This window comes from Rhizobium sp. 10N427, from assembly GCF_056394605.1.
Window position 1 is genome coordinate 21,335 of sequence record NZ_JBFTID010000017.1, and the last position, 23,183, is coordinate 44,517.

At 62.4% G+C, this 23,183-nt stretch carries 25 protein-coding genes; 17 read left to right on the forward strand and 8 right to left on the reverse strand.

The features are described from left to right. Positions 1 to 6: 6 nt before the first annotated feature. Entirely contained in the window at positions 7 to 1,116 is a 1,110-nt protein-coding gene (locus tag AC1DIJ_RS26105; RefSeq protein WP_477831672.1) for a zinc-dependent alcohol dehydrogenase, read from the reverse strand. A gap of 155 nt (positions 1,117 to 1,271) precedes the next feature. Here AC1DIJ_RS26105 and AC1DIJ_RS26110 point away from each other — a divergent pair, with 155 nt between their 5' ends. Next, entirely contained in the window at positions 1,272 to 1,568 is a 297-nt protein-coding gene (locus tag AC1DIJ_RS26110; RefSeq protein WP_112390308.1) for a hypothetical protein, read from the forward strand. Positions 1,569 to 1,579: 11 nt separating this feature from the next. Here AC1DIJ_RS26110 and AC1DIJ_RS26115 read toward each other — a convergent pair whose 3' ends face one another. The 4 genes from AC1DIJ_RS26115 to AC1DIJ_RS26130 form a co-directional block, all read right to left on the reverse strand. Next, complete coding sequence (locus AC1DIJ_RS26115) at positions 1,580 to 2,620, reverse strand: amidohydrolase family protein (protein ID WP_112390207.1); 1,041 nt, start codon at positions 2,618 to 2,620, stop codon at positions 1,580 to 1,582. Positions 2,621 to 2,661: 41 nt separating this feature from the next. Continuing rightward, positions 2,662 to 3,531, reverse strand: coding sequence for a phosphate ABC transporter substrate-binding protein (locus AC1DIJ_RS26120; RefSeq protein ID WP_112390208.1), 870 nt, complete (start codon positions 3,529 to 3,531; stop codon positions 2,662 to 2,664). Between the two features lie 114 nt (positions 3,532 to 3,645). After that, the gene (locus AC1DIJ_RS26125; protein ID WP_112390209.1) at positions 3,646 to 4,185 is read right to left on the reverse strand and encodes a chromate transporter; all 540 of its coding nucleotides are present in this window, start codon (positions 4,183 to 4,185) and stop codon (positions 3,646 to 3,648) included. Next, on the reverse strand, positions 4,178 to 4,759 hold the full coding sequence (locus AC1DIJ_RS26130; RefSeq protein ID WP_162706076.1) for a chromate transporter: 582 nt from the start codon (positions 4,757 to 4,759) through the stop codon (positions 4,178 to 4,180). Before AC1DIJ_RS26130 ends, AC1DIJ_RS26125 begins: the two co-directional genes overlap by 8 nt. A gap of 543 nt (positions 4,760 to 5,302) precedes the next feature. Here AC1DIJ_RS26130 and AC1DIJ_RS26135 point away from each other — a divergent pair. The 9 genes from AC1DIJ_RS26135 to AC1DIJ_RS26175 all read left to right on the forward strand — a co-directional run bounded on the left by AC1DIJ_RS26135 (position 5,303) and on the right by AC1DIJ_RS26175 (position 17,048). Further along, positions 5,303 to 6,814: a tripartite tricarboxylate transporter permease gene (locus tag AC1DIJ_RS26135; RefSeq protein WP_112390211.1), complete on the forward strand. Its 1,512-nt coding sequence runs from the start codon at positions 5,303 to 5,305 to the stop codon at positions 6,812 to 6,814. Continuing rightward, the gene (locus AC1DIJ_RS26140) at positions 6,811 to 7,359 is read left to right on the forward strand and encodes a tripartite tricarboxylate transporter TctB family protein (protein WP_112390212.1); all 549 of its coding nucleotides are present in this window, start codon (positions 6,811 to 6,813) and stop codon (positions 7,357 to 7,359) included. The genes AC1DIJ_RS26135 and AC1DIJ_RS26140 overlap by 4 nt, the downstream gene beginning before the upstream one ends. A gap of 157 nt (positions 7,360 to 7,516) precedes the next feature. Further along, positions 7,517 to 8,521 (forward strand): Bug family tripartite tricarboxylate transporter substrate binding protein, encoded by a 1,005-nt coding sequence (locus tag AC1DIJ_RS26145; protein ID WP_112390213.1) that lies wholly within the window; start codon positions 7,517 to 7,519, stop codon positions 8,519 to 8,521. 79 nt (positions 8,522 to 8,600) lie between these two features. Then, a complete protein-coding gene (locus AC1DIJ_RS26150) occupies positions 8,601 to 10,394 on the forward strand; it encodes a thiamine pyrophosphate-binding protein (RefSeq protein WP_112390214.1) in 1,794 nt (597 codons plus the stop codon). Between the two features lie 34 nt (positions 10,395 to 10,428). After that, complete coding sequence (locus AC1DIJ_RS26155; RefSeq protein WP_112390215.1) at positions 10,429 to 11,286, forward strand: NAD(P)-dependent oxidoreductase; 858 nt, start codon at positions 10,429 to 10,431, stop codon at positions 11,284 to 11,286. A 127-nt stretch (positions 11,287 to 11,413) separates the two neighbouring features. Next, complete coding sequence (locus tag AC1DIJ_RS26160; protein ID WP_442207791.1) at positions 11,414 to 12,634, forward strand: cupin domain-containing protein; 1,221 nt, start codon at positions 11,414 to 11,416, stop codon at positions 12,632 to 12,634. Positions 12,635 to 12,700: 66 nt separating this feature from the next. Then, positions 12,701 to 14,206, forward strand: coding sequence for an ethanolamine ammonia-lyase reactivating factor EutA (locus AC1DIJ_RS26165; RefSeq protein WP_112390216.1), 1,506 nt, complete (start codon positions 12,701 to 12,703; stop codon positions 14,204 to 14,206). A gap of 104 nt (positions 14,207 to 14,310) precedes the next feature. After that, on the forward strand, positions 14,311 to 15,549 hold the full coding sequence (locus tag AC1DIJ_RS26170; protein ID WP_112390217.1) for a cupin domain-containing protein: 1,239 nt from the start codon (positions 14,311 to 14,313) through the stop codon (positions 15,547 to 15,549). Positions 15,550 to 15,551: 2 nt separating this feature from the next. Next, positions 15,552 to 17,048: an ethanolamine ammonia-lyase reactivating factor EutA gene (locus AC1DIJ_RS26175; RefSeq protein ID WP_112390218.1), complete on the forward strand. Its 1,497-nt coding sequence runs from the start codon at positions 15,552 to 15,554 to the stop codon at positions 17,046 to 17,048. Here AC1DIJ_RS26175 and AC1DIJ_RS26180 read toward each other — a convergent pair. Further along, positions 17,045 to 17,938, reverse strand: coding sequence for a LysR family transcriptional regulator (locus AC1DIJ_RS26180; RefSeq protein WP_112390219.1), 894 nt, complete (start codon positions 17,936 to 17,938; stop codon positions 17,045 to 17,047). The two genes, AC1DIJ_RS26175 and AC1DIJ_RS26180, sit on opposite strands and share 4 nt — an antisense overlap. Before the next feature lie 165 nt (positions 17,939 to 18,103). Between AC1DIJ_RS26180 and AC1DIJ_RS26185 the strand changes: the two genes are divergently transcribed. The 5 genes from AC1DIJ_RS26185 (at position 18,104) to AC1DIJ_RS26205 (ending at position 20,360) form a co-directional block, all read left to right on the forward strand. Beyond that, a complete protein-coding gene (locus AC1DIJ_RS26185) occupies positions 18,104 to 18,880 on the forward strand; it encodes a class I SAM-dependent methyltransferase (protein ID WP_112390310.1) in 777 nt (258 codons plus the stop codon). Positions 18,881 to 19,233: 353 nt separating this feature from the next. Beyond that, positions 19,234 to 19,443 carry a cold-shock protein gene (locus tag AC1DIJ_RS26190; protein WP_112390220.1) on the forward strand — a complete coding sequence of 70 codons (210 nt, stop codon included), beginning with the start codon at positions 19,234 to 19,236 and terminating at the stop codon, positions 19,441 to 19,443. A gap of 110 nt (positions 19,444 to 19,553) precedes the next feature. Next, positions 19,554 to 19,838, forward strand: a complete 285-nt coding sequence (locus AC1DIJ_RS26195) for a cold-shock protein (RefSeq protein ID WP_112390221.1) — start codon at positions 19,554 to 19,556, stop codon at positions 19,836 to 19,838. A 27-nt stretch (positions 19,839 to 19,865) separates the two neighbouring features. Further along, the gene (rpsU, locus tag AC1DIJ_RS26200; RefSeq protein ID WP_112390222.1) at positions 19,866 to 20,108 is read left to right on the forward strand and encodes a 30S ribosomal protein S21; all 243 of its coding nucleotides are present in this window, start codon (positions 19,866 to 19,868) and stop codon (positions 20,106 to 20,108) included. A gap of 42 nt (positions 20,109 to 20,150) precedes the next feature. Beyond that, positions 20,151 to 20,360: a hypothetical protein gene (locus AC1DIJ_RS26205; protein ID WP_112390223.1), complete on the forward strand. Its 210-nt coding sequence runs from the start codon at positions 20,151 to 20,153 to the stop codon at positions 20,358 to 20,360. Positions 20,361 to 20,416: 56 nt separating this feature from the next. Here AC1DIJ_RS26205 and AC1DIJ_RS26210 read toward each other — a convergent pair whose 3' ends face one another. Next, the gene (locus tag AC1DIJ_RS26210; protein ID WP_112390224.1) at positions 20,417 to 20,857 is read right to left on the reverse strand and encodes a hypothetical protein; all 441 of its coding nucleotides are present in this window, start codon (positions 20,855 to 20,857) and stop codon (positions 20,417 to 20,419) included. Between the two features lie 386 nt (positions 20,858 to 21,243). Between AC1DIJ_RS26210 and AC1DIJ_RS26215 the strand changes: the two genes are divergently transcribed. Together AC1DIJ_RS26215 and AC1DIJ_RS26220 are read left to right on the forward strand one after the other, a co-directional pair. Continuing rightward, complete coding sequence (locus AC1DIJ_RS26215; protein ID WP_112390225.1) at positions 21,244 to 21,636, forward strand: FliM/FliN family flagellar motor switch protein; 393 nt, start codon at positions 21,244 to 21,246, stop codon at positions 21,634 to 21,636. Positions 21,637 to 21,739: 103 nt separating this feature from the next. Next, a complete protein-coding gene (locus AC1DIJ_RS26220) occupies positions 21,740 to 21,922 on the forward strand; it encodes a hypothetical protein (protein ID WP_148194282.1) in 183 nt (60 codons plus the stop codon). A gap of 33 nt (positions 21,923 to 21,955) precedes the next feature. On the opposite strand, the gene AC1DIJ_RS26225 is transcribed toward AC1DIJ_RS26220, so the two are convergent. Further along, positions 21,956 to 23,065 carry a helix-turn-helix transcriptional regulator gene (locus AC1DIJ_RS26225; RefSeq protein WP_112390227.1) on the reverse strand — a complete coding sequence of 370 codons (1,110 nt, stop codon included), beginning with the start codon at positions 23,063 to 23,065 and terminating at the stop codon, positions 21,956 to 21,958. Positions 23,066 to 23,183: the final 118 nt, after the last annotated feature.

Genomic DNA, 23,183 nt, shown 5'->3' on the forward strand with positions numbered 1-23,183 from the left:
CTCTCCTTATTCCCAGGGCATCAGTGATGCGTGGATGACATCGGGCACACCCTTGCCGCCGACCGACTCGATGGCGAGCGCCGCGTCCTTCAGGCCGAACTTGTGGGTGGTGATCTTTTCCAGCGGGAAACGGTTGGAGGCGATCTGCTCCAGCGCCAGCTCGCAGGCCCGGTAGCTATGGCCGCGGGCGCTCTTGATGGTGATCGCCTTGGTCGTGACCTTTTCCAGCGGGAAGTTCGGGAACTCCTTCATCTCGCCCTGGACGAGGATGGTGCCCGCCTTGCGCACCAATGCCTCGACGCCGAGCAGGATCGGGATGGTCCCTGCACCCGCGGTACAGTCGAGCGAGATATCGACACCCTTGCCGCCGGTGATTTCCATGATGCGGGCGAGCGGATCTTCCTTCTGAACGTCGATGACGTAGTCGGCCCCGAGCTGTTTGGCGACTTCGAAGCGGGCCGTGTCCTTGGTTGTACCGGTGACGATGATCAGCGAGGCGCCGGCCTGCTTGCAGATCACCGTCTGCGACAGACCCTGCTGGCCCGGCCCCTGGATGAGGACGGTGGAGTTATAGCCGACATTGCTGTCGAACAGCGACCATTCCACGCCATTCGCCATCGGGGTGACGAGACCGGCAAGTTCCGGTGTGACGCCCTTGGGCACGCGGTGGACGACGGCATTCCAGGGCAGATAGACATATTGCGCGAAGCCGCCCCAGAGATGCGGGGCGCGCTCGGCCGAGGTATAGCCGTAGCGGATGCTTTCGGGGTTGTTGCGCCAGTCGGTATTTTCGCAATGGCGGTACTGGCCCTGATGGCACCACTGGCACTTGCCGCACATGACATAGTGCTCGACGAAGACGAGGTCGCCTTCCTTGAAGCCCTTGCGGCGGGTGAACTCGCGGCCGGCCTTGGCGATATAGCCGATATTCTCATGGCCCATGATCGTCGGGGCATTGTTCGGCGGCGTCTTGAAGAGCTTGACGTCGGTGCCGCAGATGCCGGCCACTTCCATCTTCAGAAGGGCGGCGTCCTCGGGGATGTCAGGCATCGGAAATTCGCGGAAATCCATGATGCTCGGTCCGGTGCGGACCGCGGCGAGAACCTTCTCAGTCATGCTTCACTCCCTTGGATCGGACGATCGACCGGCGGCTCAGATGCCGCGCCGATGGTCCGCAGTTTCGACAAACCATTTTGACAACCGGCGCCGGCGCGCCCTATGTTGCGTTCAGAAAGGCGCCCGTTCGGCGCCGCAAAACCCAGCCGGAAACCATGCTGAAGACCGCAAGCCGCAACGCCGGAAAGATCGATGCCGTCCGCCGCATCAAGGACTGGACGCGCGAGCGTTTCAGCCTCGGCGACGACGTCGCGGTGATGGTTGCGGAAGTCGCCTGCGGCCTGCCGGGCTGTCCGCCGATCGAAACGATCGTCACCTTCTGGACGGCGCCGGAGACCCGGCATGCCTTCAAGGCGTTCAAGCCGGTTGCCGACGTGACGATCGAAGACCTGCCGCCCTACTGGATGAAGAATGCCATCATCACCGAAAGCGGCGATCTCTCCTGCTGCTGAGCTTGCCGCCGTCATAGCGGCAGGCCCGGACGGCCGCGGCGCGACAGCTGCGCGTCGAGACGCGGATAGACGTGGCGGGCGTTGCCCTCGAAAATCTTGTAGCGGCTCATTTCGTCGAGCTCGCCGAGCTGGTCGATATAGCGCTTGGTATCGTCGTAGTGATGGCCGGTTTCCGGATCGATGCCCTTGACGGCGCCGAGCATCTCGGAGGCGAAGAGGATGTTGTCGACCGGGATCACCTTCGACATCAGCTCGATCCCCGGATAGTGATAGACGCAGGTATCGAAGAACACGTTCTTCAGCAGATGCTCCGTCAGCAACGGCTTCTTCATTTCCTGCGCCAGACCGCGATAGCGGCCCCAGTGGAAGGGCACGGCGCCGCCGCCATGCGGGATGACGAATTTCAGTGTCGGGAAATCCTTGAACAGATCGCCCTGCAGCAGCTGCATGAAGGCCGTCGTGTCGCCATTGATGTAATGCGCGCCGGTGTGATGGAAACAGGCGTTGCAGGACGAGGAGACGTGGATCATGGCGGGCACGTCGAGATCGCAGAGCGTCTCGTAGAGCGGATACCACTGCTTGTTGGTCAATGGCGGGTCGGTCCAGTAGCCACCCGATGGATCCGGGTTGAGGTTGACGCCGACGAAATCGAGTTCCTCGACGATGCGCTTCAGCTCGGGAATGCAGTTCTTCGGCGGGGCGCCGGGATGCTGTGGCAGCTGGCCGACGGCGGCGAAATTGTCGGGAAGCAGCTTGCAGATGCGGTGGATCAGGTCGTTGGACATCGATGACCACTGCTGGCTCACCGCCTCGGTGCCGACATGATGGGCCATGCCGGCGGCGCGCGGCGAAAAGATCGTCAGGTCGCTGCCGCGTTCCTGCTGGAACTTCAGCTGCGGGGCGACGGATTCACGCAGCATGTCATCGGAGATGCCGAGATCGGTGCTTTGCGGGCGGCGCATGGCGTCGGCGAGACCGGCAAGCTGCTTGTCGCGGAACTGGTGGAGCGCCTGCGGCTCGGTGGTGTAATGTCCGTGAATGTCGATGATCATGGGGCAATCCTCCTTGCGCCAGGGGCGATGATCCGGCGTCCTCAGATGCGGACGAACAGTTCATCGACCTCGTAGCGCCGTGGCGTGATCCGCTGGTCGGCGGAGTAGTCGAAAGCAAGCTGCAGCGAGCGGCGGTTTTCTTCGAGGCCGTAGGCCGGCGGTGGTGTCGCGCCATCCTCGGCGATCGAGACGCGCCTGGCCTCCTCGAACAATTCCATCAGTTCTCCCGCCAGCCATGTGTGTTCGGCGAGCAGATCGTTGCGGACGGTCAGGACGTGATTGATCGGCACGATGCCGGTGCGGGCGATCCAGGCTTCGGCCGCCTTGTCGCCATCGGGAACGACGGTGCGGATGCCGGAGGGATCGACGGTGCGTTCGCCCATGATGGCCGAGAGTTCGCCTGATAGCATCAGGTCGCGCAGGCCTGTCGGCTTGGTGTTGCGCACGGTATTCCCGGGGTCGGTATATTCGCTGAGATGGGCGTCTTCCATCGTCAGCCAGGTGATGCTGTTCAGATCGACGCCGTAGTCGTCCTTGACGATGCCGCGCACCCACACGCCCGAGGTTTGGGCATAGGCGCGCACGCCGACCGTCGTGCCGTTGAGATCCTTCGGCTCGCGGATGCTGGAACCGGTGGGACAGACGAGGTTGGCGTGGGGCAGGCGGCTCCAGAGCGGAATGGCGATGCCGGTCAGCGGCTTGCGGTAATGGTGCGCCAGAAGATGGGTGACGACAGCCAGTTCCGAGACGTCGAGCTCGTCGCCGCGGACCATGGCGCGGAAGCCCTTGGGCAGGGGCTCGTAGTCGCGGAAATCGAAATCGATGCGCGTTGACGAGACGCGGCCATCGACGAGCGGTTTGACGTGAGCATGTTTTCCCAGCGCCGTGCGCAGCTGAAGCTTTTCCGGCATCGAACCCTCCCGGATCGATTGTTCCTTTATATGGAACGATGTTCTGATTTAAAATAATACCGTGAAATGCCCGCCGGTCAATTCCGGTTCGGGCGATTTTTCAGATGGGTGGTTTCAGGCGTAGCCGCCGAGGCTCAGCAGGTAGTAGCCGGCTGCCGCTGTGGCGAGGATCGGGTAGGGGCCGATCTTGGTGAAGAGCAGCAGGGCGATCGCGGTTGCGACGGTGCCTGCTTCGATCCAGTTCAGATGCGCCGATTGGGCGACGGTGTAGCCGCCGGCGAAGATCAGCCCGGCGGCAACCGGTGCCAGGCCGCGTTCGGCGGCGATGATCCAGGGCGAGGCGCGATGCTTGTGCCAGATGCTGCCGCAGATGCAGACGAGCAGCGAGGAGGGCAGGAAGATCGCCAGCGTCGCGACCAGCGCGCCGGTGAGGCCGTCGAGATGCCAGCCGATCAGGGCGAGAATCAGGGTGCCGGGTCCAGGGGCGGCGCGGGAGATGGCGTAGAAATCGGTGAAGGCGCGCGGGGTTAGCATGCCGAGCACGTCGACCGTCTGGTGCTGCAGTCCGGCGATGATCGACTGGCCACCGCCGAAGGAGACGAGCGACAAGGGTATGCAGAGCAGCACGAGATTGAGGAGCTTGGCGTCATCCATTTTTCTTCTCCTTGACGAAGAAGGCGGCGACGATGCTCAGGGGAATGCTGACGGCAACGACAGGCACCAGCGGCCAGCGCAGCACGCCGACGGTGACGAAGACCGCGACGGCGATGAGGATCGGCACGGCATGGCGGCGCAACCGCTTGCCGGTCTTGATGCCCATGGTCAGCGACGAGGCGATGCCGACGCAGGCAAGACCGCGCAGCACGGTATGGGCCGCCTCGTAGCCGTTTATCTGTTCATAGAAGAAGCTCATGATCAGGATGACGGTGAAGGCGGGCGCCAGCATGCCGGTGAAGGCGAGTACCGCCCCCGTCCAGCCGCGCAGCTTCAGGCCGATATAGACGGCGAGATTGACCGGATTGGCGCCGGGCAGGATCTGGGCGATGGTCAGCGTCTTCAGGAAATTGTCCTCATCGAGCCAGCCGCGCCGCTCGACGATCTCCCGGTGGGTCCAGCCCGATACGCCGCCGCCGAAGGACGAGGCGCCCAAGCGCAGGAACGAGATCAGCAGATCGGAGAGCGGCACCTTCTCCTGTTCGCGCAGATGAGCTTCTACCGGCTTGTCCAAATCGGCCTCCCTTGAATGGCTGCCCTGTCCGGAATCCCGGGTGGCGGCAGTCAAGGATGCGCCGTGCCATCGGGCGAAGTCCACGCCATTTCGGCTTAGCCGCACAGTAAGGAAAACTTACCGTCAGCGGCGTTCGCCTGTGGTTTTCACAGCAGGATGAGGCTTTTAGGCTGGCAAAAAGATGCGGTATCCGCGGCTGGTGCCGCTCAGTGGAAAATCGCTACACGAAGCCTTTTGTTGCCGTTGCAATATGTGAAAATCGGCCATACTTTGGAATAAAACCGTTTTTAAACAATGGCTTAAATTGCGTTCCGCTAAACGGAACGCTGTACCCCTCTACGGAATGCCTATTGCCAGCCCGCAAGAAAAGTGATGGACTAAGCATAAATTTTTGCTTTGGACAAAGTTTCGGCCAGGGGTCCTAATGATCCTCAGAGGCCGGGTCTTTAAGGCGCCGGGTGAGGATAAACCGCACTCTGGGGGAGTGTGCGGCGGAGCAGCGGAGATCTTTCGGTCGCCGCTGACGGGAGGAGTAAAACTGCAATGATTGAGACTATGTTCGGGGCGCTGTTCAACCTCGTTAGCTCGCCCCATATCATGGGCCTGATGCTGATTGCCGTGGTCTTCGGACTGCTGGTCGGCGTCACCCCCGGGATCGGCGGCAAGCTGTCGATCGCGATGGCCATCCCCTTCGTCTACGGCATGGATATGGTGGCGGGCGCGGTGTTCCTGCTGACCATGCATGCCGTCAACGGCACCAGCGGCCAGATATCAAGCATCATGTTCGGTATCCCCGGCGACGGCGATGATGCGGCAACGACGCTGGACGGCTATCCCCTTGCAAAACAGGGGCAGGCGGCGAGGGCACTCGGCGCCAGTATCACGGCATCCGGCGTCGGCGGCATCATCGGCGCCGTGGTCTTCGCGATCATGATCCCGATCCTCGAGCCCGTCATCCTGATGTTCAGCCCGGCGGAATTCTTCCTGATCGCGCTGCTCGGCATCAGCTTCATCGCCTTCCTTTCGAGTGGCAGCCGCATCGTCAAGGGCCTGATCGTCGGCTTTTACGGCCTGATGCTGTCGACTGTCGGCATGGACCCGATCACCGGCACGCCACGCTATTCCGGCGACTTCCTTTTCCTCTGGGACGGCGTCAGCCTGGTGACCGCCGTGCTTGCGATGTTCGCCGTGCCGGAAATGATCTCGCTCAGCACCAAGGGCGGCTCGATCTCGGCGGTGCCGATGGATACGGGCTTCTCCTATCGCCAGCTGCTGTCCGGCGTTCGCGAGGTACCCCGCCACTGGTGGCTGGTGCTCAGAACGTCGGTCATCGGCGCGATCATCGGCATGATCCCCGGTCTCGGCGGCTCGACGGCGGCCTGGCTCTGCTACGGTCACGCCGTCCAGAGCTCCAAGCATCCGGAACGTTTCGGCAAGGGTGCGATTGAAGGCGTCATTGCGCCGGAGACCGCCAGCAACGGCAAGGAAGGCGGCTCGCTGCTTCCGACCCTGTTCTTCGGCATCCCCGGTTCCTCCGGCATGGCCGTCCTGCTCGGCGCCTTCCTGATCCTCGGCATCCAGCCGGGTGCGCTGATGGTGACCAAGCATCTCGACCTCGTCTGGACGCTGATCTGGGCTCTGGTCGTCGGCAACCTCATCGCCGTGGCGATCCTGCTCGTCATCTGTCGCTGGGTCGCGGTTCTGACCTTCGTCAACGGCCGCATGCTCGTGCCGTTCATCCTGGTCTTCGTGACGCTCGGCTGCTTCGTCAGCGACTTCCAGTGGCAGAACCTGATCGTCCTCGTGGTGTTCAGTGCCATCGGTTACGGGTTCCTGCGTGCCGACTGGCCGCGTGCGCCCTTCGTCATCGGCCTTGTGCTCGGCGGCAAGGCGGAAGCCTCGCTCAATCAGGCACTGCAGCTTTGGGGCTACAGCTTCTTCCTGCGGCCGCTGTCGCTGGTGCTGATCGCGATGATCGTCTCGCTGATGGCCTACGCCTTCTACCGCAACTTCCGCCCGGCGGCCCGCCGGCGCAACCTGGAGGTCAGCCCATGACCTTGAAGACCATCAGCTTCAGCACTGCGCTGACCTTCGTGATGCTCGCGATCTTTACCACCATGGTGGCGCTGTCGTTCGATTACCCGGCAAAGGCACGCTTCATGCCGCTGGTCGTCGGCATCCCCGGGATTCTGCTCTGTCTGGTACAGCTCGGCCTCGATCTCTTCCGCTCCCCCTCGGCACCGGCCGCGGCCTCGGTCGGACAGCAGATCGCTGCGGCCAGCGCCCCTGAGAGCGGTCAGCAGGAAGAGGAACTGCCGGAGTTCGGCCCGCACACGGCGAAGCAGGAAGCCATCATGTGGGTTTACCTCGTCAGCTTCGTCACCGGTATCATCCTGTTCGGCTTCTACGTCAGCGTCCCGATCATGCTGCTGACCTTCCTGCGCAGGCAGGGCGAGGCAAGCTGGAAGTTCGCGCTGGCACTGGCGATCGCCGCAACGCTCGCTCTCTACCTGATGTTCGGACGCCTGCTCGGCATCGAGCTGCATCCGGGCTTCGTGACCCGCTGGGCAATGCACGCTTTCGGATTTGGCGCGGTCTAGCAGGGTCCGGATCGCGGGGATTTTGAGAATGCGACCGGCAAGGCCGTTCGCGCACGAGGAAGACATGCCGGGCCGCGATTGCCGAGGAGATGGGTCGCCAACGGTTCAGACACAGCACGCATCAACGACGTCATAACGCTCACTGGGAGGGAAGCATATGAACATCAACTCAATCCGCATGGCAGCGATTGGCCTGGGCGCCGGCCTGGCGCTGGTCACGGGATCGGCCTTCGCACAGGAAGGCCCTGACTTCTTCAACGGCAAGACGGTCAACTATATCGTCGCCACCGCGCCTGGCGGCGGCTACGATACCAACGGCCGCCTGGTCGCGCAGTTCATGCAGAAGCATCTGCCGGGCTCGACCTTCGTGGTCCAGAACATGCCGGGTGCAGGCCATCTGATCGGCGCCAACTTCATCTATGCGTCCGACCCTGACGGCCTGACCTTCGGTACCTTCAATACCGGCCTGATCTACGGCCAGCTCGCCGGTAACCCGGGCATCAAGTTCGACCTCGCCCAGATGTCCTGGATCGGCAAGGTATCGTCGGACCCGCGCGTCATCGTCGTCTCCAAGGACTCAGGCATCAACAGTTACGAGGATCTCGCCAATCTGAAGGAGCCGATCAAGTTCGCTTCCGCAGGCGTCGGCTCGGCCTCGACGATCGAGACGACCATGCTGGTCAAGGCGCTTGGCCTGAAGATCGAAGTCGTCTCCGGTTATAACGGCAGTGACGACCAGCTCGCCATGCGGCGCGGCGAAGTGCAGGGCATCATCGGCTCGCGCTCGACATTCCAGCCCTTCGTCGATGCCGGTAACGGCAAGCTGATCGCCCAGATCGGTGGTTCGGAAACCGACATCCCGCAGCTCGCCTCGCTCGTCAACAATGACGATGCCAAGCGCGTTATCGCGCTGGTGGAATCGCAGAGCGACATCTCCCGCCTCACCGCAGGTCCGTCCGACATTCCGGCCGACCGGCTGAAGGCGCTGCGCGATGCCTATCAGGCTGCCACGTCCGATCCGGAATTCCTCGCCAAGGCCAAGGAGATCGGCGTTCCCGTCGATCCGAAGATCGGTGACGACGTCGGCAGCCTCGTCAAGGGCGCCATGAACCAGACGCCTGAAGTCGTCAGCTTCCTGAAGGAGTCGCTCAAGGAGGACTGATCGTCTCTTGAGCGAATGGCCGGGCGGCAGTTCCGCCGCCCGCCTCTTTTCAATGCGGTCTCGGGAAGGCAGGCACAGCATGGATAACAAGGTGACGAACGCCGCGCTGGACAAGGCGGCGCAGAAGGAAGGCGTACCCTCTGCATGGCAGTCGGATGTCATTGCTGATCTGATCAAGCAATACGGCTTTCCGTTTATCACGCTCAATCCGGGCGCCAGCTATCGCGGCCTGCATGACTCGCTGGTCAATCACAACGGCAACAATCCGCCGATGCTGATCTGCCAGCACGAGAAGATCGCCGTGCAGATCGCCCACGGCTATGCCAAGGTGACCGGCGAGCCGCTGGCCGTCATCGTCCACAATGTCGTCGGCTTGCTGCATTCCACCATGGGCGTCTATTACGCCTATACCGACCGCGCGCCGGTCTTCCTGATCGGTGCCACCGGCCCGATGGACGAGGGCAAGCGCCGTCCGCGCGTCGACTGGGCGCATACGGCCAATGTGCAGGGCAACCAGGTCCGCGATTACGTGAAATGGGACTATCAGCCGGGTGGCATCGACGGGGTCGTCGACAGCTTCGCCCGCGCCTATTCGATCATGATGACCGAGCCGCGCGGCCCGATCTACATGTGTTACGACGCCGGGCTGCAGGAAGCGCCGCTGGAGGAGCCGATCGCGCTGCCTTCGCCGAAATCCGCCAAGGTGCCGAGCCGCATCGCGCCCGATCCGAAGGCGCTGGAGGAAGCCGCCGATCGTCTGGTTTCCGCCGATTGGCCTGTCCTCGTGCCGCAGTTCGTCGGCCGCGACAAGAATGGCTACAGCGACATGGTCGGCCTCGCCGAAGCGCTCGGGGCACCTGTCGTTGATACGCAGTGGCGCCTGAATTTCCCGACCGAGCATCCGCTCGACATGCGCATGAGCAAGGACGTCTTCAAACAGGCGGACCTGATCACGCTGCTCGACTGCCGCGACTGGGAGCGCCCGACCCATGTCAACGACCGCATCAACCGCACGCTGAAGCCGCTGTTCCCGAAGGGTTGCGACTGGCTGGATATCGGCTTTGCCGACATCGAGATTTCCAAGTGGGCGACGGATTACCAGCGCTTCCCGGAAACGGCGCAGCGCGTGCTTGCCGATACGGCGCTCGCCATTCCGGCGCTGACGACGCTGATCAAGGATCGCGTCAAGGATAATGGCGCACTTGCAAAGCGGATCGCCGAGCGCGCCGCTGCCGTCGGCGAGATGCACAAGGCGCAGCGCGCCAAGTGGCGCGAAGAGTCGCGCGACGGCTGGGATTCCAAGCCCGTTTCGCTCGGCCGTCTAGCGACCGAAGTCTGGGACAAAATCCAGCATGAAGACTGGGTGCTGACCACCAATGCCTTCGAAGACTGGGCGCTGAAGCTCTGGGATTTCGATAAGCCCTACCGCTGGCCGGGCAAGGCGCTCGGCACCGGCACGCAGATCGGCATGGCGACCGGGATTGCGCTGGCCCACAAGGGCACCGGCCGTCTCGTCGTCGATTGCCAGACGGATGGCGACCTGATGTTCGATGTCGGGGCGCTGTGGTTTGCGGCCAAGCACAAGGTGCCGTTCCTCTGCGTCATGCACAACAACCGCGCCTACTACAATGACTGGGATCACCAGATCACCGTGGCCCGCCAGCGCGGCACGCCGGTCGAGCGCGCCCATATCGGCATGGACCTCTTCGATCCGGCGCCCGATTTCGCAACGCTCGCCCGCGGTCTTGGCTGGTATGCCGAGGGACCGATCGAGGACGCCGATGATATCGGTGCCGCGCTGGAGCGGGCGATCGCCCAGGTCAAGAACGGCATTCCGGCGCTGATCGACGTCGTGACGCAGCACGAAGGATAAGCGCTTCGGCGCAGCAGGCATTTGGGAGACAGGCATGAAGGTAGCAGTGGTCGGTACGGGAGAGATGGGACTTGCGATGGCAGGTCATATGCTCGATGGCGGGCATGAGGTTTCCGGCTTCGACGTCAATGCCGAACGGCTTGCTGCGGCCGCCGGAAAGGGCATCAAACCGGCTGGCGATCTCGCGGAGCTCTCCGAAGCCGAGGTGTTCATCCTCGTCGTTGCCACCGATCAGCAGGTCATCGATGTCTGCGAAACGCTGTCGGGAATTGCCGCGAAGGGGTCGATCATCGCCGTTGCCGCAACGATCAGCCCGGAGACGATGCAGAAGCTTGGTCCCAAGCTGAGAGAAAAGGGCATCGGCCTTGTCGATGCGCCCGTCGTCTATGGGGCATCGGGTGCGCGCTCGGGCACGCTGCTTTCGCTCTGCGGCGGCAGCGAGGAGGATGTCGAGCGCATCCGCCCGGTGATGATGTGCTACAGCCGCGAGGTTGTCCGCGTCGGGCCGCTTGGCTCCGGCCAGATCGCCAAGTCCTGCAACAATCTGCTGCACTGGGTCCATTGCGTTGCCAATTACGAGACGCTGCTGATCGCCAAGCGCTACGGCATCGACGCCCAGCGCATGCGCGAAATCCTGCTGCTCTGCCCCGGTACCAATGGCACGCTCGCCCGCTGGGATTCGACGCGCTTCACCTGGCAAGAGAAGGACATGGATGTGACGCTGGAGCTCGCCCAGAAGGCGGGGCTGATGCTGCCGCTCGCCGGTCAGGTGGACCAGATCATCAAGTCGCTGAAAGCCGATGACGTGAAGGGCCTGCTTTATGGCGAGGAGGCGAGCTACCTCGGCAAGACCGTGCGGCCGATGACACAAGCCGAAGGGGGCGTTGCCTGACGCCTGCCGTCCATGAATTCGCGCCCGCGCATGCGCCCGGAGCCCCCTCCGCAAATGCGCTGAACCGCCGCTCCGTCATCTGACGGCTCCAGTGGTGAAACCGAAACAAGACATCGAGAGTGAGATTATGTCCGTCAGTGAAAATCCAGCCGTCGCCGATCCCGTTGCTGTCAAGGATCCCGGCAATTCGAAATTCCTGGTCGATCCCTATGGCGACTGGTCGAAGGGCGAGGGGATCCCGATCCATTTCGATCTCGGCCACGACCTCTTGGCGCTCGAGACCGGCACCTGGGACCGCTACGACGCCCGCGGCTGCTTCGCGCATACCCAGGGCATGGGCGACTTCATGGCGAATTACGTCATCGAGGTTCTGCCGGGCAAGAAGACGCGGCCGGTGAAGCACCTATACGAGGCCTTCTTCTATGTGCTCTCAGGCTATGGTTCGACCACCGTCTGGCTGCCGAATGGCGAGACACGGACCTTCGAATGGGGTCCGAAGGCGCTGTTTGCGATACCGCTGAACTGCCAGTACCAGTTCCACAACGGCTCCGGCCAGGAAACGGTGCGGCTGTCCTGCACCAACCATGCGCCGCTGACGATCAACCTCTACCACAATCTGAAATTCGTCTTCGAAAACGACTTCGATTTCGACGACCGCATCGGCGGCGCCAAGCATTTCGAGGGCGAGGGGGTGCTCTACAGCTACGGCGCCGAGTCCGCCCGCAAGGTGCAGAACGTCTGGGAAACCAACTTCGTCCACGACCTGACGAGCTTCAAGCTTTACGAGTTCGACGGCCGCGGCAAGGGTTCGCTCAACGTCAACTTCGTTCTGGCCGATGGAACCATGCACTCGCATGTCTCGCAGATGCCGGTCGGACGCTACAAGAAGGCGCATCGTCATGCGGCGGGCACCCACGTCCATGCCGTCGATGGCGAGGGCTATTCGCTGATGTGGTATGAAGGGGAATCCGAGTTCAAGGAAATCCCGTGGCGCCACGGCTACATGTACACGCCGCCCTTCTGGATGTACCACCAGCACTTCAACACCTGTGACCAGCCGGCGCGCTATGTCGCCTGCTCGCTCGGCAGCCGCCGATATCCCTTCATCTCGCTGCGCCGCAAGAGCGCGGAAGGTGGCGGTGCCACCTCGGTCAAGGATGGCGGCCGCCAGATCGAGTACGAGGATCAGGATCCGCGCGTTCATCGCAAGTTCCTTGAGGAACTGCAGAAGACCGGCGTACCCTCGGCCATGGGTGACATCTTCGACGAGGCGGCTATCATGGCGCTCGACAAGGACAGCCTCACCGGCGTCATCAAGACCCCGATCCTCGCCGGTCCGGCCAGCTGATCAGAGGCGCGCCGGCGGCAGGTCCGCCGGCCTCCTCGCGCAGGCATGCACAGGGAATAGAGTGAAGTGCACGATCTCGATTTCGATCACGAACATGGCGATCTCTCGGAAGGCGAGCGCCGGGCGATTTCCGACTGGCTGTGGCAGCAGGAAACCGTCGAGCTTCTGACCGTCGGCATCGATATCGGCAGCTCGACCTCGCATCTTCTGTTTGCCCGCGTCGTCATGCGCCGCGAGACGGAAGAGCTCTCCAGCCGCTTCCAAGTGATCGATCGCCAGGTGGTCTGGCGCTCGCCGATCCTGCTGACGCCGTTCCTGCCTGACGGCACGATTGACGCGGCCGAGCTCAGGCATTTCTTCGCCCATTGCTACGAGGATGCCGGATACAAGCGCAGCCATATCGATACCGGCGCGGTGATCCTCACCGGCGAGGCGATCAAGCGGAAGAATGCCCGGGCGATCGACGAGATCTTCGCCAGCGAATCCGGCCGCTTCGTCTGTGCGACCGCGGGCCACAAGCTCGAATGCATGCTGGCTGCCCATGGCTCCGGTGCCACGGAACTCTCGAAGAAGCGCAATGCCTGCGGGCTACATGTCGATATCGGCGGCGGCACCACCAAGCTGGCGCTGATCAGCAAGGGCGAGATCATCGATGTCGCAGCCTTTGCCGTCGGCGGGCGTCTGATAGCGCAGGACAAGACGGGCGCCTGGACCCGTGTCGATGAATCGGCGTCGATCGTTGCGGCCGAACTCGGGCTTGCGACCGATCCGGAGACGCTGGCAAACCCGGAGGTGCGCCAGGCGATCGCCCGGCGGCTGGCGGCAGCTGCCGTCGACCAGATCCTCGGCGCGCCGCTCGATGCGCTCGGCGAAAAACTGCTGCTGACCGAGCCGCTGGACCGCAGCTTCCGGCCCGATTACGTCACCTTCTCGGGAGGCGTCTCGGAATATATCTTCGAATACGAGACCGCCGATCACGGCGATATCGCCCAGATGCTCGCCAAGGAAATCATTGCGCAGCTGACGCCGCGGATCGATATGCCGATCGTCGATGCCGGTCAGCGGATCCGCGCCACGGTGATCGGCGCCTCGCAGTTTACCGTGCAGGTCAGCGGCAAGACGATGTATCGCACCGGCGATCGCGGCCTGCCGTCGCATAACATCCCGGTCGTGCATCTCGGCCATGCGGTGCCCGAGCATGTCGATGCCGAAGCGATCGCCAGGGCTTTTGCCGCAGGGGCGGAGCGGCGGGACAGCATGATTGCCGCGCCGCTGGCGCTGGCCTTCACCTTCACCGGTCTGCCCGATTATCCGCGGCTCCTGGAGCTCGCCAAGGCGATCAGGATGTTTGCGGCGCCGGATGGCCACCGCGACGAATTGCTGGTGCTCGTCATCGACGGCGATATCGGCCAGACGCTCGGCCGCATCCTCGACCGCGAGCTGAAGATCGGGCCGCATCTGATCTCGATCGATGGCGTGCAGCTGAAGGAACTCGATTTCGTCGATCTCGGCGAATTCATCAATCCGCCGGGCGTCGTGCCCGTCGTGATCAAGTCGCTGTTGTTTTCGTAACGGTTCGTCCGACGGCCTTGATTTGAGGGGCGGGCGGATGTACGTTGAGTTTAAATTGGAACGATGTTCTGTATAAAGGAACATCTGATTGGGAGGAGAAACCCATGCATCAGGATCCCCTTGGCGGCGGCACAGGCACGCACTGGCACGAGCCGGCCGGCACGAAGAAGGCGGGCTTCGGCGAGTTCAAGAAGCAGCCGACGCCCTATGACCAGTTCATGGAAGAGGAAGGCATTCCTGTCTTCCGCGACCTCGGCATTTCCAACGTCAAGAACCTGCCGCTGAAGCCCTGGAAGCGCACCGGCGGCCGCGGCAGCTATATCCAGCTTTACGGCACCGAGACCAAGTGGGGCTGTCACCTCGTCGAAGTGCCCGCCGCCGGCGAGCTCAATCCGGAAAAGCACATGTACGAGGAAATCTACCTCGTCGTGGAGGGCCGCGGCTCGACCGAAGTTTGGCTCGAAGGCGAGGGCAAGAAGCATGTGTTCGAATGGCAGGAAGGATCGATGTTCTCGATCCCGATGAATGCCTGGCATCGTATCGTCAACGCTACCAACAGCCCGGCGCTGCTGCTCGGTGGCACGACGGCGCCTGTCGTCGTCAACGCCATCCAGAATTTCGACGCGGTCTATAACAACCCCTTCGTCTTCCGCGACCGCTTCTCGGGCGCCGACGACTTCTACAAGTATCGCGAGGAGATCGAGCCGGATCCGGTGCGCGGCCTTGCGATGCGCCGCACCAACTTCCTGCCCGATGCCGTCAATTGCGACCTGCCGCTCGATAACCGCCGCTCGGTCGGCTATCGCCGCGTCGAGCCGTTCATGACCAACAACAATTTCTACTACTGGATCGGCCAGCATGAGAATGGCCGCTATTCCAAGGCACATGCCCACACCTCGGCGGCAATCCTGATCTGCCTCAAGGGCGAGGGCTACACCTATACCTGGCCGGAAGAGTGCGGCGTCAATCCGTGGGAGAACGGCCATGCCGACCGCGTCCGCCGTCTCGACTACGGCCAGTACGGCATGGTGACGGCGGCTCCGGGTGGCGCACGCTGGTACCACCAGCATTTCAGCGTCTCGAAGGATGATTTCCGCCTGACGGCGTGGTTCGGCCCGCACAATCCGGGCCGTGATCCCGGTGCGCCGGGCGAGAAGCACATCGACTACACCGCGATCGACGTCAACGAAGGCGGCACTGCCATTCCGTACTGGATGGAAGACCCGTATATCCGCAAGGAATATGAGGCGCTTCTGAAGAAGAACGGTGTGGAGGTTCGCATGAAGCCGGAATGGTATGAAAAGCCGGCCGACACGACGACGAAGAAGTCGACCGTCGTCTGATCATGTCTGACGACGAAGAAGAACAGGGCGGCCGGATATTCTTTTCGAATGTCGGCCGCAGCATGGAGCTCGAAGACGAGATCGTGCTGGTCAGCGTCGGTATCGATATCGGCTCCTCGACCTCGCATCTCGCCTTTTCCCGCATCGTGCTCGAGCGCCTCGACACCCGGTATATGGTGGTCGAGCGCACGCTGCTGCATCAGTCGGACGTGCTGCTGACACCCTATAGCGGTGACGACGAGATCGATGCCGATGCGCTCGGCGCCTTCTTTGCCGAACAGTACAGGCAGGCGGGCATCACCCCTGATGACATCGACACCGGCGCGCTGATCCTGACCGGCGTCGCCGTCCGGCGCAGCAATGCCCGGGCAATCGGCACGCTGTTTTCCGAGGAGACCGGCAAGTTCGTCGTCGTCAGCGCAGGCGACGGTCTGGAGACGACGCTCGCCGCTTTCGGCTCGGGCGCGGTGGCGCTGTCGGGGCGGACAGGCGAGAGCGTTCTGAATGTCGATATCGGCGGCGGTACCTCGAAGCTCGCCTTCTGCAGTGCAGGAACGATCCGGCATATCGCGGCGATCGATATCGGCGCCCGCATCGTCGCCTTCGACGAGAACCGCAGGATCACCCGCGTCGAGGAGGCCGGGCGCTATTTCGGCCACAAGGCGGGTGTCGCGGTCGAACTCGGCGCGACGCTCAGCGAATCCGATGCGCGCAAGCTGGCATCGGCGATGGTTGAGCAGCTGTTCGAGGCGATGCAGGGTGGGGAGATGAGCGGGGAAACGGTTGGGCTGCATCGCCTGCCGCCGCTGCCATCCGTCCTGCCTGATGTCGTCACGGTATCCGGTGGTGTCTCGGAATTCCTCTATGCCGAAAAGCCGGAGAGTTTTAGTGACCTCGGCCCGCTGTTGGCCGAAATCCTGCGCGAAAGGCTGGAAAGCTGGTCGCCGCGGCTGGAGAAGCCGGAGCAGGGCATCCGCGCAACCGTCGTCGGCGCCTCGCAATACACGGTGCAGGTCAGCGGCAGCACGATCTTCGTCCATCCGCTGTCACTGCTTCCCGTGCGCAATATCCCGGTTATCAAGCCGGCGATCGCATTCGGCGACAAGATCGAGCCTGCCGATGTCGCAGCTCGCGTCACGGAATCGCTTGGTCGTCTCGATCTCGGCAGCGGCGAGAGCCCGGTCGCGATCTGCTACGATTGGGAGGGGTCGGCCAGCTACCGCCGCCTCGACGGCTTCTGCCGCGGGGTCATCGAAGGGCTGGCGCCGGTGCTTTCCAAGGGACACCCGCTCATCCTCGTCGGCAACGGCGATGTCGGCGGCCTTGTCGGCATGCATTGCAAGCTGGAGGCCGGGATTTCCTCGCTGGTGTCGATCGACGGTATCAAGCTCGACGAATTCGACTTTATCGATATCGGCGCCATGCTGGAAACGTCCGGTGCCGTCCCCGTTGTCATCAAGTCGCTGGTGTTTCCGGACAAGAAGCTCGGCAGCGGCTAGGAACCCGGCACATCCCGCCTCGGGGCGGGATGTGTCGAGACAAAGGCTTCGGCCTCGGCCCGCAACCACTCGCAGAAGATAACGGATTTGCGGTTCCGCCTCGCGCGGCGCAGCGCCACATATTCGTGGCCGCTGTCGAGGAAGCCGAAGGGGGCCGCCAGCCTCGCGTCGCGGATGTCGTCCGTGACATAGGGCCAGGGCGCGACGCAGACGCCGAGCCCTGCGCCTGCCGCTTCCAGCATGAAATAAAAGTGTTCGTATTCGACGCGCGGTCCGCTCTCGATGTTTAAACCCGAGCGCGCCAGCCAGTCGCCCCAGGCGCGGAGCCGGGTCTTGGTGTGCAGCTGCGGCAGGCCGCCGATCTGCGCCGACAGGGCCGGAGAGACCACCGGTCCGGTCTGTTCGGGAAAGAGCGGGATGACATCGGCGCCCTCAGGCCAGGGTGCGGTGCCGACACGGATCGCCACGTCGAAGCCGTCGCGGGCAAAATCGACCGGCCGGGAGGAGGCCGTCAGACGCACGTCGATACTGGGATGTTCGGCCTGGAAGCGATAAAGCCGCGGGATCAGCCAGCGCATCGTGAAGGTGCCGGGGCAGGAGACATCGAGCGGGCCATCGCCGGTATCGGCAACGGCGCGCACCGACATGTCGATCTGATCGAAGGCAGCGACCAGCCCCGGCAGCAGCGTCTGCCCGGCCTCCGTCAGTCGCATCCTGTTCTTCGGTCCTTCGAACAACGCTACGCCGAGAACCTCCTCCAGATGCTGAATCTGGCGGCTGATGGCGCTGTGCGTCACGTTCAGCTCTTCGGCGGCCAGCGTCATGCGGCCGTGGCGGCCTGCGGCTTCGAAGGCACGGAGCGCATTGAGGGAGTGCAGGCGTCTTGCCATGTGCGTTTTAGGAACAATCTGTGTTCGAGCTTATCGGTTTTCATCCTGGAGAATATGATGTTTTCTCCAGTTGCAACACTAAGGCAAAGCTACTGAACGCACAACAGGTGCTGGATGCCCAGGCATTCGGCAGGGCGAAGCTTTGCCTGCCAAAGGATGGAAGCCATGAACAGCAGACATGTAGACGGAAGTGCCGGCGACGCCAATTACGGCGTGATCGGCACCAATTATACCCGGTACCGGCAGCCCGATCCCCATATCGCCGCCTTCATCTGGCGCGCGCTCGGCGATGCCAGAACGGTGCTCAATGTCGGCGCGGGCGCCGGTTCCTACGAGCCAACCGATCGCACGGTGACCGCCGTCGAGCCTTCGGCCTCGATGCGTGCCCAGCGTCCGGCGCATCTGCCGGTAGCGATCGATGCGGTGGCGGAAAAGCTGCCCTTCGCCGATGACAGCTTCGATGCCAGCATGACGACCTTCTCTGTTCACCAATGGTCTGATCTCAAGGCCGGGCTTGCCGCGATGCGCCGGGTGACGCGCGGGCCGGTCGCCGTGCTGAGTTGCGATCCGGACGAGCTGCATCGCTCATGGCTGCAGGCCTACGCCCCTGAAATGATCTCCGTCGAGGCCAGCCGTTATCCGCCGCTTGCGGCCATCTCCGGCGCCTTGGGCGGGACGATCGAGATCAAGCCTGTGCCGATTCCGCTTCACTGCACCGACGGCTTCGGCGAAGGCTATTACGGCCGCCCCGAGCGGCTGCTCGATCCCGGCGCACGGCTTGCCAACTCGGCCTGGAGCTTCGTCGACGCTTCCGTTGGCGAGCGCTTCGCCGAAGAGCTCGGCCGCGATCTGAAAGATGGCAGCTGGGACAGACGCTATGGCGAACTTCGCTCGCAGCCGTTCTTCGAGGGATCGCTGCGGCTGATCGTTTCGACGCCGTGAACGGATAGCGGCTTACCGCTCACAGCTTTCAGGCAGCCCCGTCGCCTATGCGGCGAAGGGGCTGCCTTGCCGGATGACGATAAAACCGATAGAAGTTTCTTTCGGCTTTCGGATTTTATCGGAAACGAAATTCAACGAAATCAGCAAACTGCGGGATAAAATTTTAAAACCGGCGAAGTTTCTTGCCGTTGCCCGTTGCTAAATTTCAAATTGATCCTATATTGGGTTCATCGACCATTGCTTGTGACGTCGCTCAAGAGCGCTTTTGCCTCTTCAGATTTCCTTCCAAATAATCGATCTAGGTCCGCAAAGTATCGCGGAAAAAACAACGGTTGCTTTGAAAGGAGATCGTTATGAATACAGGTACAGTCAAGTGGTTCAACGCCACCAAGGGTTTCGGCTTTATCCAGGCTGACAACGGCGGCGCAGACGTTTTCGTCCACATTTCTGCAGTTGAACGCGCAGGCCTGCGCTCGCTCGCAGACGGACAGAAGATCCGTTTCGACATCGTGCAGGACCGCAAGTCCGGCAAGAACTCGGCGGACAACCTGCAGGCTGAATGAATTTGTCACGGCTCGCGCGACCACGGATGTACTGGCGCGCTGAGACGATGACGGAGGAAGGTCGGGATTAGTCCCGGCCTTTTGTTTTTTCATCTGATACGGAGAACGGCATGACGAACCGCCACTACCGGCCGGGCGATAGCATCGTTCTGAAGCCGGGAATTCTAGGAAGCGTCCAGCCAGGCGGCGCCGGCCGCGTCGTGTCGGTCATGCCGGCAGCACAGGGCTTCGTCCATTACCGCGTCAGATTCCAGAACGAGAATTGCGAGCGAAGCGTCCGCCAGGACGATATCGACGTTCTGGCATCGTCAGGCCGCCCCGCCGCCGAGGTCAAGGTGACGGAAAGCCCGAAATCGAGCTGGATCAATTCGAACACGATCCGCATCAAGAAATAACGGCCGTTGGCCGATTAAGGAGACGTCTTGCAGGTACTCGTCCGGGATAACAACGTCGATCAGGCTCTTCGCGTCTTGAAGAAGAAGATGCAGCGCGAGGGTGTGTTTCGCGAAATGAAGGCGCGCAGCGCCTATGAAAAGCCTTCTGAAAAGCGCGCCCGCGAAAAGGGCGAAGCGATCCGCCGCGCCCGCAAGCTTGCTCGCAAGCAGGCTCAGCGCGAAGGCCTCCTGCCGGCTCCGAAGAAGAAGATCCCGGCGCGCGCCCGCTAACCGACCGTCATACCGGGACAGGCACTCCTGAAGGAGGAAAGCATGACCAAGACGAAAGACAATCTCTTCAAGCCCGAAAAGCTTTCGGCGCAGGCGAAGGCGGAAAACACCGCCTCGATGGCCAAAGAGATCATGGCCGGCGAGCTCATCGAGCGGCAGAAGAAGACCGAGAGACTGCGGGCGCTGCGTTTGGCGCAGCCCGTAGCCGAGCCGCCCGCGAAGAAAACACGCGCGGCCAGCAAGAAATCCTGAGTTCATTCTCATCTTGGGAACGCCGCCGCCAGGCGGCGTTTTCGCGTCTGGGCATATCAGCCCGGGGCTGTTGTTTCCGGCCGGCGAATGCGCGCCTCAATGGCGCGGGCCGATTGACCACGCAGCGTCTGCAGCGTCGTCATCGGGAAGGTGATCTCTGCCAAGGCGCGGATGAAGGCGCTCTCCTCAGGCTTCGAAAAACGCACGAAGACGCTGCCTTCCTGCTGCCGGATCTGCGCGCAGGTGATGAAAATTTCCGATGTTCCGAGACAGAGATAGAAGTGCGCTGTCAGCTGCTCGATGCCGCGCGCCTGCAATATGGCGCCGGTCTCGCTGATGCTGACGATGCGCACCTGCCGGGCCGTGAAGGACTTCACGCCCTTGACTGGGCAGAGCGCCCGGGCAACCAGATTGACCCGATGATAGGCAGGCTCGGCGCTATCGCCCGCAAAGGCAAGCCGCGACAGATAGTTGCGGTGGGTGTTCGAATTCAACATGAAATGACTGCGAAAAAGACATTAAAGAATTTTTAACCATGTAGCCGCCGCAAGCCGGAAAGGCAACGCGCATTGCGTGTGCCCCGACGCAAAGATGTTGATGATTTCCTGCCCCGGAGAGCTGCCGGCCGCGGGCAGGGTGAGTCGGGCAGCGGTTCGCCCGAACGCGGCCGCGGCGGGTCGCCGGCGATGGGCGCTGGCCATACCTGGACAGGCATTCTGTATCGAAACGGCAAGGCCGCCGCCTCGCCGCTGTGGACCGTAACCCTTCGTTAAGGTTGATCGCCTGGCAATTGGAATTTCCGGCCCGTGCCAGGGCTCAAGCACCCTAAAATGGCTGGGCGGCTTTTGGCCGATCCTGATGATTTTCCTTAAGATGGTGTTTTATGTCTAATATTTCCGATGACCTGGCGCCTATCGGACCAGATAGCGCCGGTGACGGCGCGGCCAGAACCGGAGCTGCCTGGCAACGGTTGCGTCAGCATGAGGCAGATCTGCTGTTCTCCGCCGTGCCGCCGGAAGTTGTGGAGGCGCAGCGTCCGGAGCTGCGCAAAAAGGTCAACGACATTCCTGTCGAAATCGAGGTGGTGATCGGGCGGGCGCGTGTTTCGGTTGCTGAGTTGATGCGGGTCGATCCGGGTCACAGCTTCCGGCTGGATAGCCGTTTCGGCGAACCGGTCGAGCTGCTGGTCAATGGCCGGCTGATCGGCCACGGCGAAATCGTTGCCGATGCCGACGACAATGTCGTCGGCGTGCGGATCGTTCGTCTCGCAGGTTGAGAGCGTTTTCATTGGGGGCAAGTGCATGGGCCATCAGGCCCGCAACGGCGCCGGTCAGGATCGCGGGGGCATCCGGCACAAAGGAAACTGCAAGGAGGACATCATGACGATGCGAGCCTGCATAATGACCGAGAGCCATCTGAAGACTGTGCTCGAAATGTTGCGCGACAAGCCGGAGCTGGGTGCTGCGCGATCGCTGGTGGAAGCGGCGCTCACGGAGGTCGAAACTGTACGGCAGAGCCATGCCGCGGCCTTTCAGCAGGCCGGCCGGCGGAGGGCGAGGTGAGGGTGGCGGCGGGGAACCTGGGGACTTGCCCGCTCAACTCCCCAGCAGCAATGCGGCGAGTGCCACCTGCGAATTGACGCCGAGTTTGGAGTAGATATTCCGAAGATGCGTCCGGACCGTCTCGTAGCTGATCTGATAGGCTGTCGCGACTTCCCGTGGCGTGTTTCCCGAGGCGACGCTGAGAGCGACCTTGATTTCGGTCACCGTCAGTTTCGAGGTTTCCATGAGGGCGTTCTGCCGGTCTTTCAACGGGGCGGCCACCATCGGTTCGGCAATGACAGCAATAGTCGGCCCTTCCAGAAATTCCGTGAATGCGCTCGACTGAAGCCTGACGATGGTCAGGCGATAGCTGCCTTCCTTTCCGTCGCCCTGGACGATGGCGGTATAGGGACCTCTCTGTCCGTCGTGGCGGGATGCGAGCCACTCGAAGGCCGCCGCCGACTTCTGGCATCGAATGCTGATCCGCCCATCGGCAGCGACGCGAAATGGAAACCCGTCGGCGATGATGTTTTCAGCCGTGCGATTCGACCAGCGCACCTTGCGCTTGTCCGACACGTAGATGAGGCCGGCACCGATGCTGTCGAACAACGTTCGCAGCGCCTGATTGTCAGGCGCAAGCAGGTCGCGCTTGCGGATGAAATCGAACGCGCGCTTCAGGTGAGGGGCAAGCAGGGTGTAGCGCTCGGCGGCCTTCCTGTTGCGCTCGGGATCGGAGGAGGAGGTCGCTGTCGAAAGAATGAAGGTGCGGGCTTCTTCACGGATGATGGAGACGCCGATACTGGTTTCGCAGCCCGCCTGCCGCTTCAGCCAGTCATTGTAGAATTCGGTCTTGACGAGGTTCTTTCGGGCAAAGATATCCTCGCCGCACAACCCGCGGCCGACCGGCACCAGGCCCATGCGCGGGATCCACGGATTGACCGACGCGAAGTGATTGCTGAACTGATCGACCTCGTCCTTGGTGAAGCCTGAAATATAGGGAACGTGGGCAACCGGCGAGGCAAGATCGTGGTAGTGCAGGGCAGCCTTGCCGTCGGGAGAAGTCTTGGCGACGGCATCCAGAAAGCCCTGCCAGCTGCATTCGCCGAACAGGCTTCCGTAAATCATGTCGATCAGATGAATGGCGGCATCGGCAGGCTGCGGCATTTCTCAGGCTCGCAAAACACAAGAACACGTCTTGGTTGTCGCAAATCGGCACGGGATTGACCAGCCCTTCAAAAGAAGATGTTCACATGGCCGTCCGGTCATCGGATGGCCGCACGGC

What these genes read in the sequence shown, in the direction of transcription:
- AC1DIJ_RS26205 (WP_112390223.1), top strand. Translation starts at nt 20,151, where the DNA reads ATGACCAAGACGAAAGACAATCTCTTCAAGCCCGAAAAGCTTTCGGCG.
- AC1DIJ_RS26190 (WP_112390220.1), top strand. Translation starts at nt 19,234, where the DNA reads ATGAATACAGGTACAGTCAAGTGGTTCAACGCCACCAAGGGTTTCGGC.
- AC1DIJ_RS26175 (WP_112390218.1), top strand. Translation starts at nt 15,552, where the DNA reads ATGTCTGACGACGAAGAAGAACAGGGCGGCCGGATATTCTTTTCGAAT.
- AC1DIJ_RS26210 (WP_112390224.1), bottom strand. Translation starts at nt 20,857, where the DNA reads ATGTTGAATTCGAACACCCACCGCAACTATCTGTCGCGGCTTGCCTTT.
- AC1DIJ_RS26225 (WP_112390227.1), bottom strand. Translation starts at nt 23,065, where the DNA reads ATGCCGCAGCCTGCCGATGCCGCCATTCATCTGATCGACATGATTTAC.
- AC1DIJ_RS26135 (WP_112390211.1), top strand. Translation starts at nt 5,303, where the DNA reads ATGATTGAGACTATGTTCGGGGCGCTGTTCAACCTCGTTAGCTCGCCC.
- AC1DIJ_RS26150 (WP_112390214.1), top strand. Translation starts at nt 8,601, where the DNA reads ATGGATAACAAGGTGACGAACGCCGCGCTGGACAAGGCGGCGCAGAAG.
- AC1DIJ_RS26110 (WP_112390308.1), top strand. Translation starts at nt 1,272, where the DNA reads ATGCTGAAGACCGCAAGCCGCAACGCCGGAAAGATCGATGCCGTCCGC.
- AC1DIJ_RS26105 (WP_477831672.1), bottom strand. Translation starts at nt 1,116, where the DNA reads ATGACTGAGAAGGTTCTCGCCGCGGTCCGCACCGGACCGAGCATCATG.
- AC1DIJ_RS26185 (WP_112390310.1), top strand. Translation starts at nt 18,104, where the DNA reads ATGAACAGCAGACATGTAGACGGAAGTGCCGGCGACGCCAATTACGGC.
- AC1DIJ_RS26145 (WP_112390213.1), top strand. Translation starts at nt 7,517, where the DNA reads ATGAACATCAACTCAATCCGCATGGCAGCGATTGGCCTGGGCGCCGGC.
- AC1DIJ_RS26125 (WP_112390209.1), bottom strand. Translation starts at nt 4,185, where the DNA reads ATGGATGACGCCAAGCTCCTCAATCTCGTGCTGCTCTGCATACCCTTG.
- AC1DIJ_RS26160 (WP_442207791.1), top strand. Translation starts at nt 11,414, where the DNA reads ATGTCCGTCAGTGAAAATCCAGCCGTCGCCGATCCCGTTGCTGTCAAG.
- AC1DIJ_RS26140 (WP_112390212.1), top strand. Translation starts at nt 6,811, where the DNA reads ATGACCTTGAAGACCATCAGCTTCAGCACTGCGCTGACCTTCGTGATG.
- AC1DIJ_RS26220 (WP_148194282.1), top strand. Translation starts at nt 21,740, where the DNA reads ATGACGATGCGAGCCTGCATAATGACCGAGAGCCATCTGAAGACTGTG.
- AC1DIJ_RS26170 (WP_112390217.1), top strand. Translation starts at nt 14,311, where the DNA reads ATGCATCAGGATCCCCTTGGCGGCGGCACAGGCACGCACTGGCACGAG.
- AC1DIJ_RS26120 (WP_112390208.1), bottom strand. Translation starts at nt 3,531, where the DNA reads ATGCCGGAAAAGCTTCAGCTGCGCACGGCGCTGGGAAAACATGCTCAC.
- AC1DIJ_RS26180 (WP_112390219.1), bottom strand. Translation starts at nt 17,938, where the DNA reads ATGGCAAGACGCCTGCACTCCCTCAATGCGCTCCGTGCCTTCGAAGCC.
- AC1DIJ_RS26195 (WP_112390221.1), top strand. Translation starts at nt 19,554, where the DNA reads ATGACGAACCGCCACTACCGGCCGGGCGATAGCATCGTTCTGAAGCCG.
- AC1DIJ_RS26215 (WP_112390225.1), top strand. Translation starts at nt 21,244, where the DNA reads ATGTCTAATATTTCCGATGACCTGGCGCCTATCGGACCAGATAGCGCC.
- AC1DIJ_RS26115 (WP_112390207.1), bottom strand. Translation starts at nt 2,620, where the DNA reads ATGATCATCGACATTCACGGACATTACACCACCGAGCCGCAGGCGCTC.
- AC1DIJ_RS26155 (WP_112390215.1), top strand. Translation starts at nt 10,429, where the DNA reads ATGAAGGTAGCAGTGGTCGGTACGGGAGAGATGGGACTTGCGATGGCA.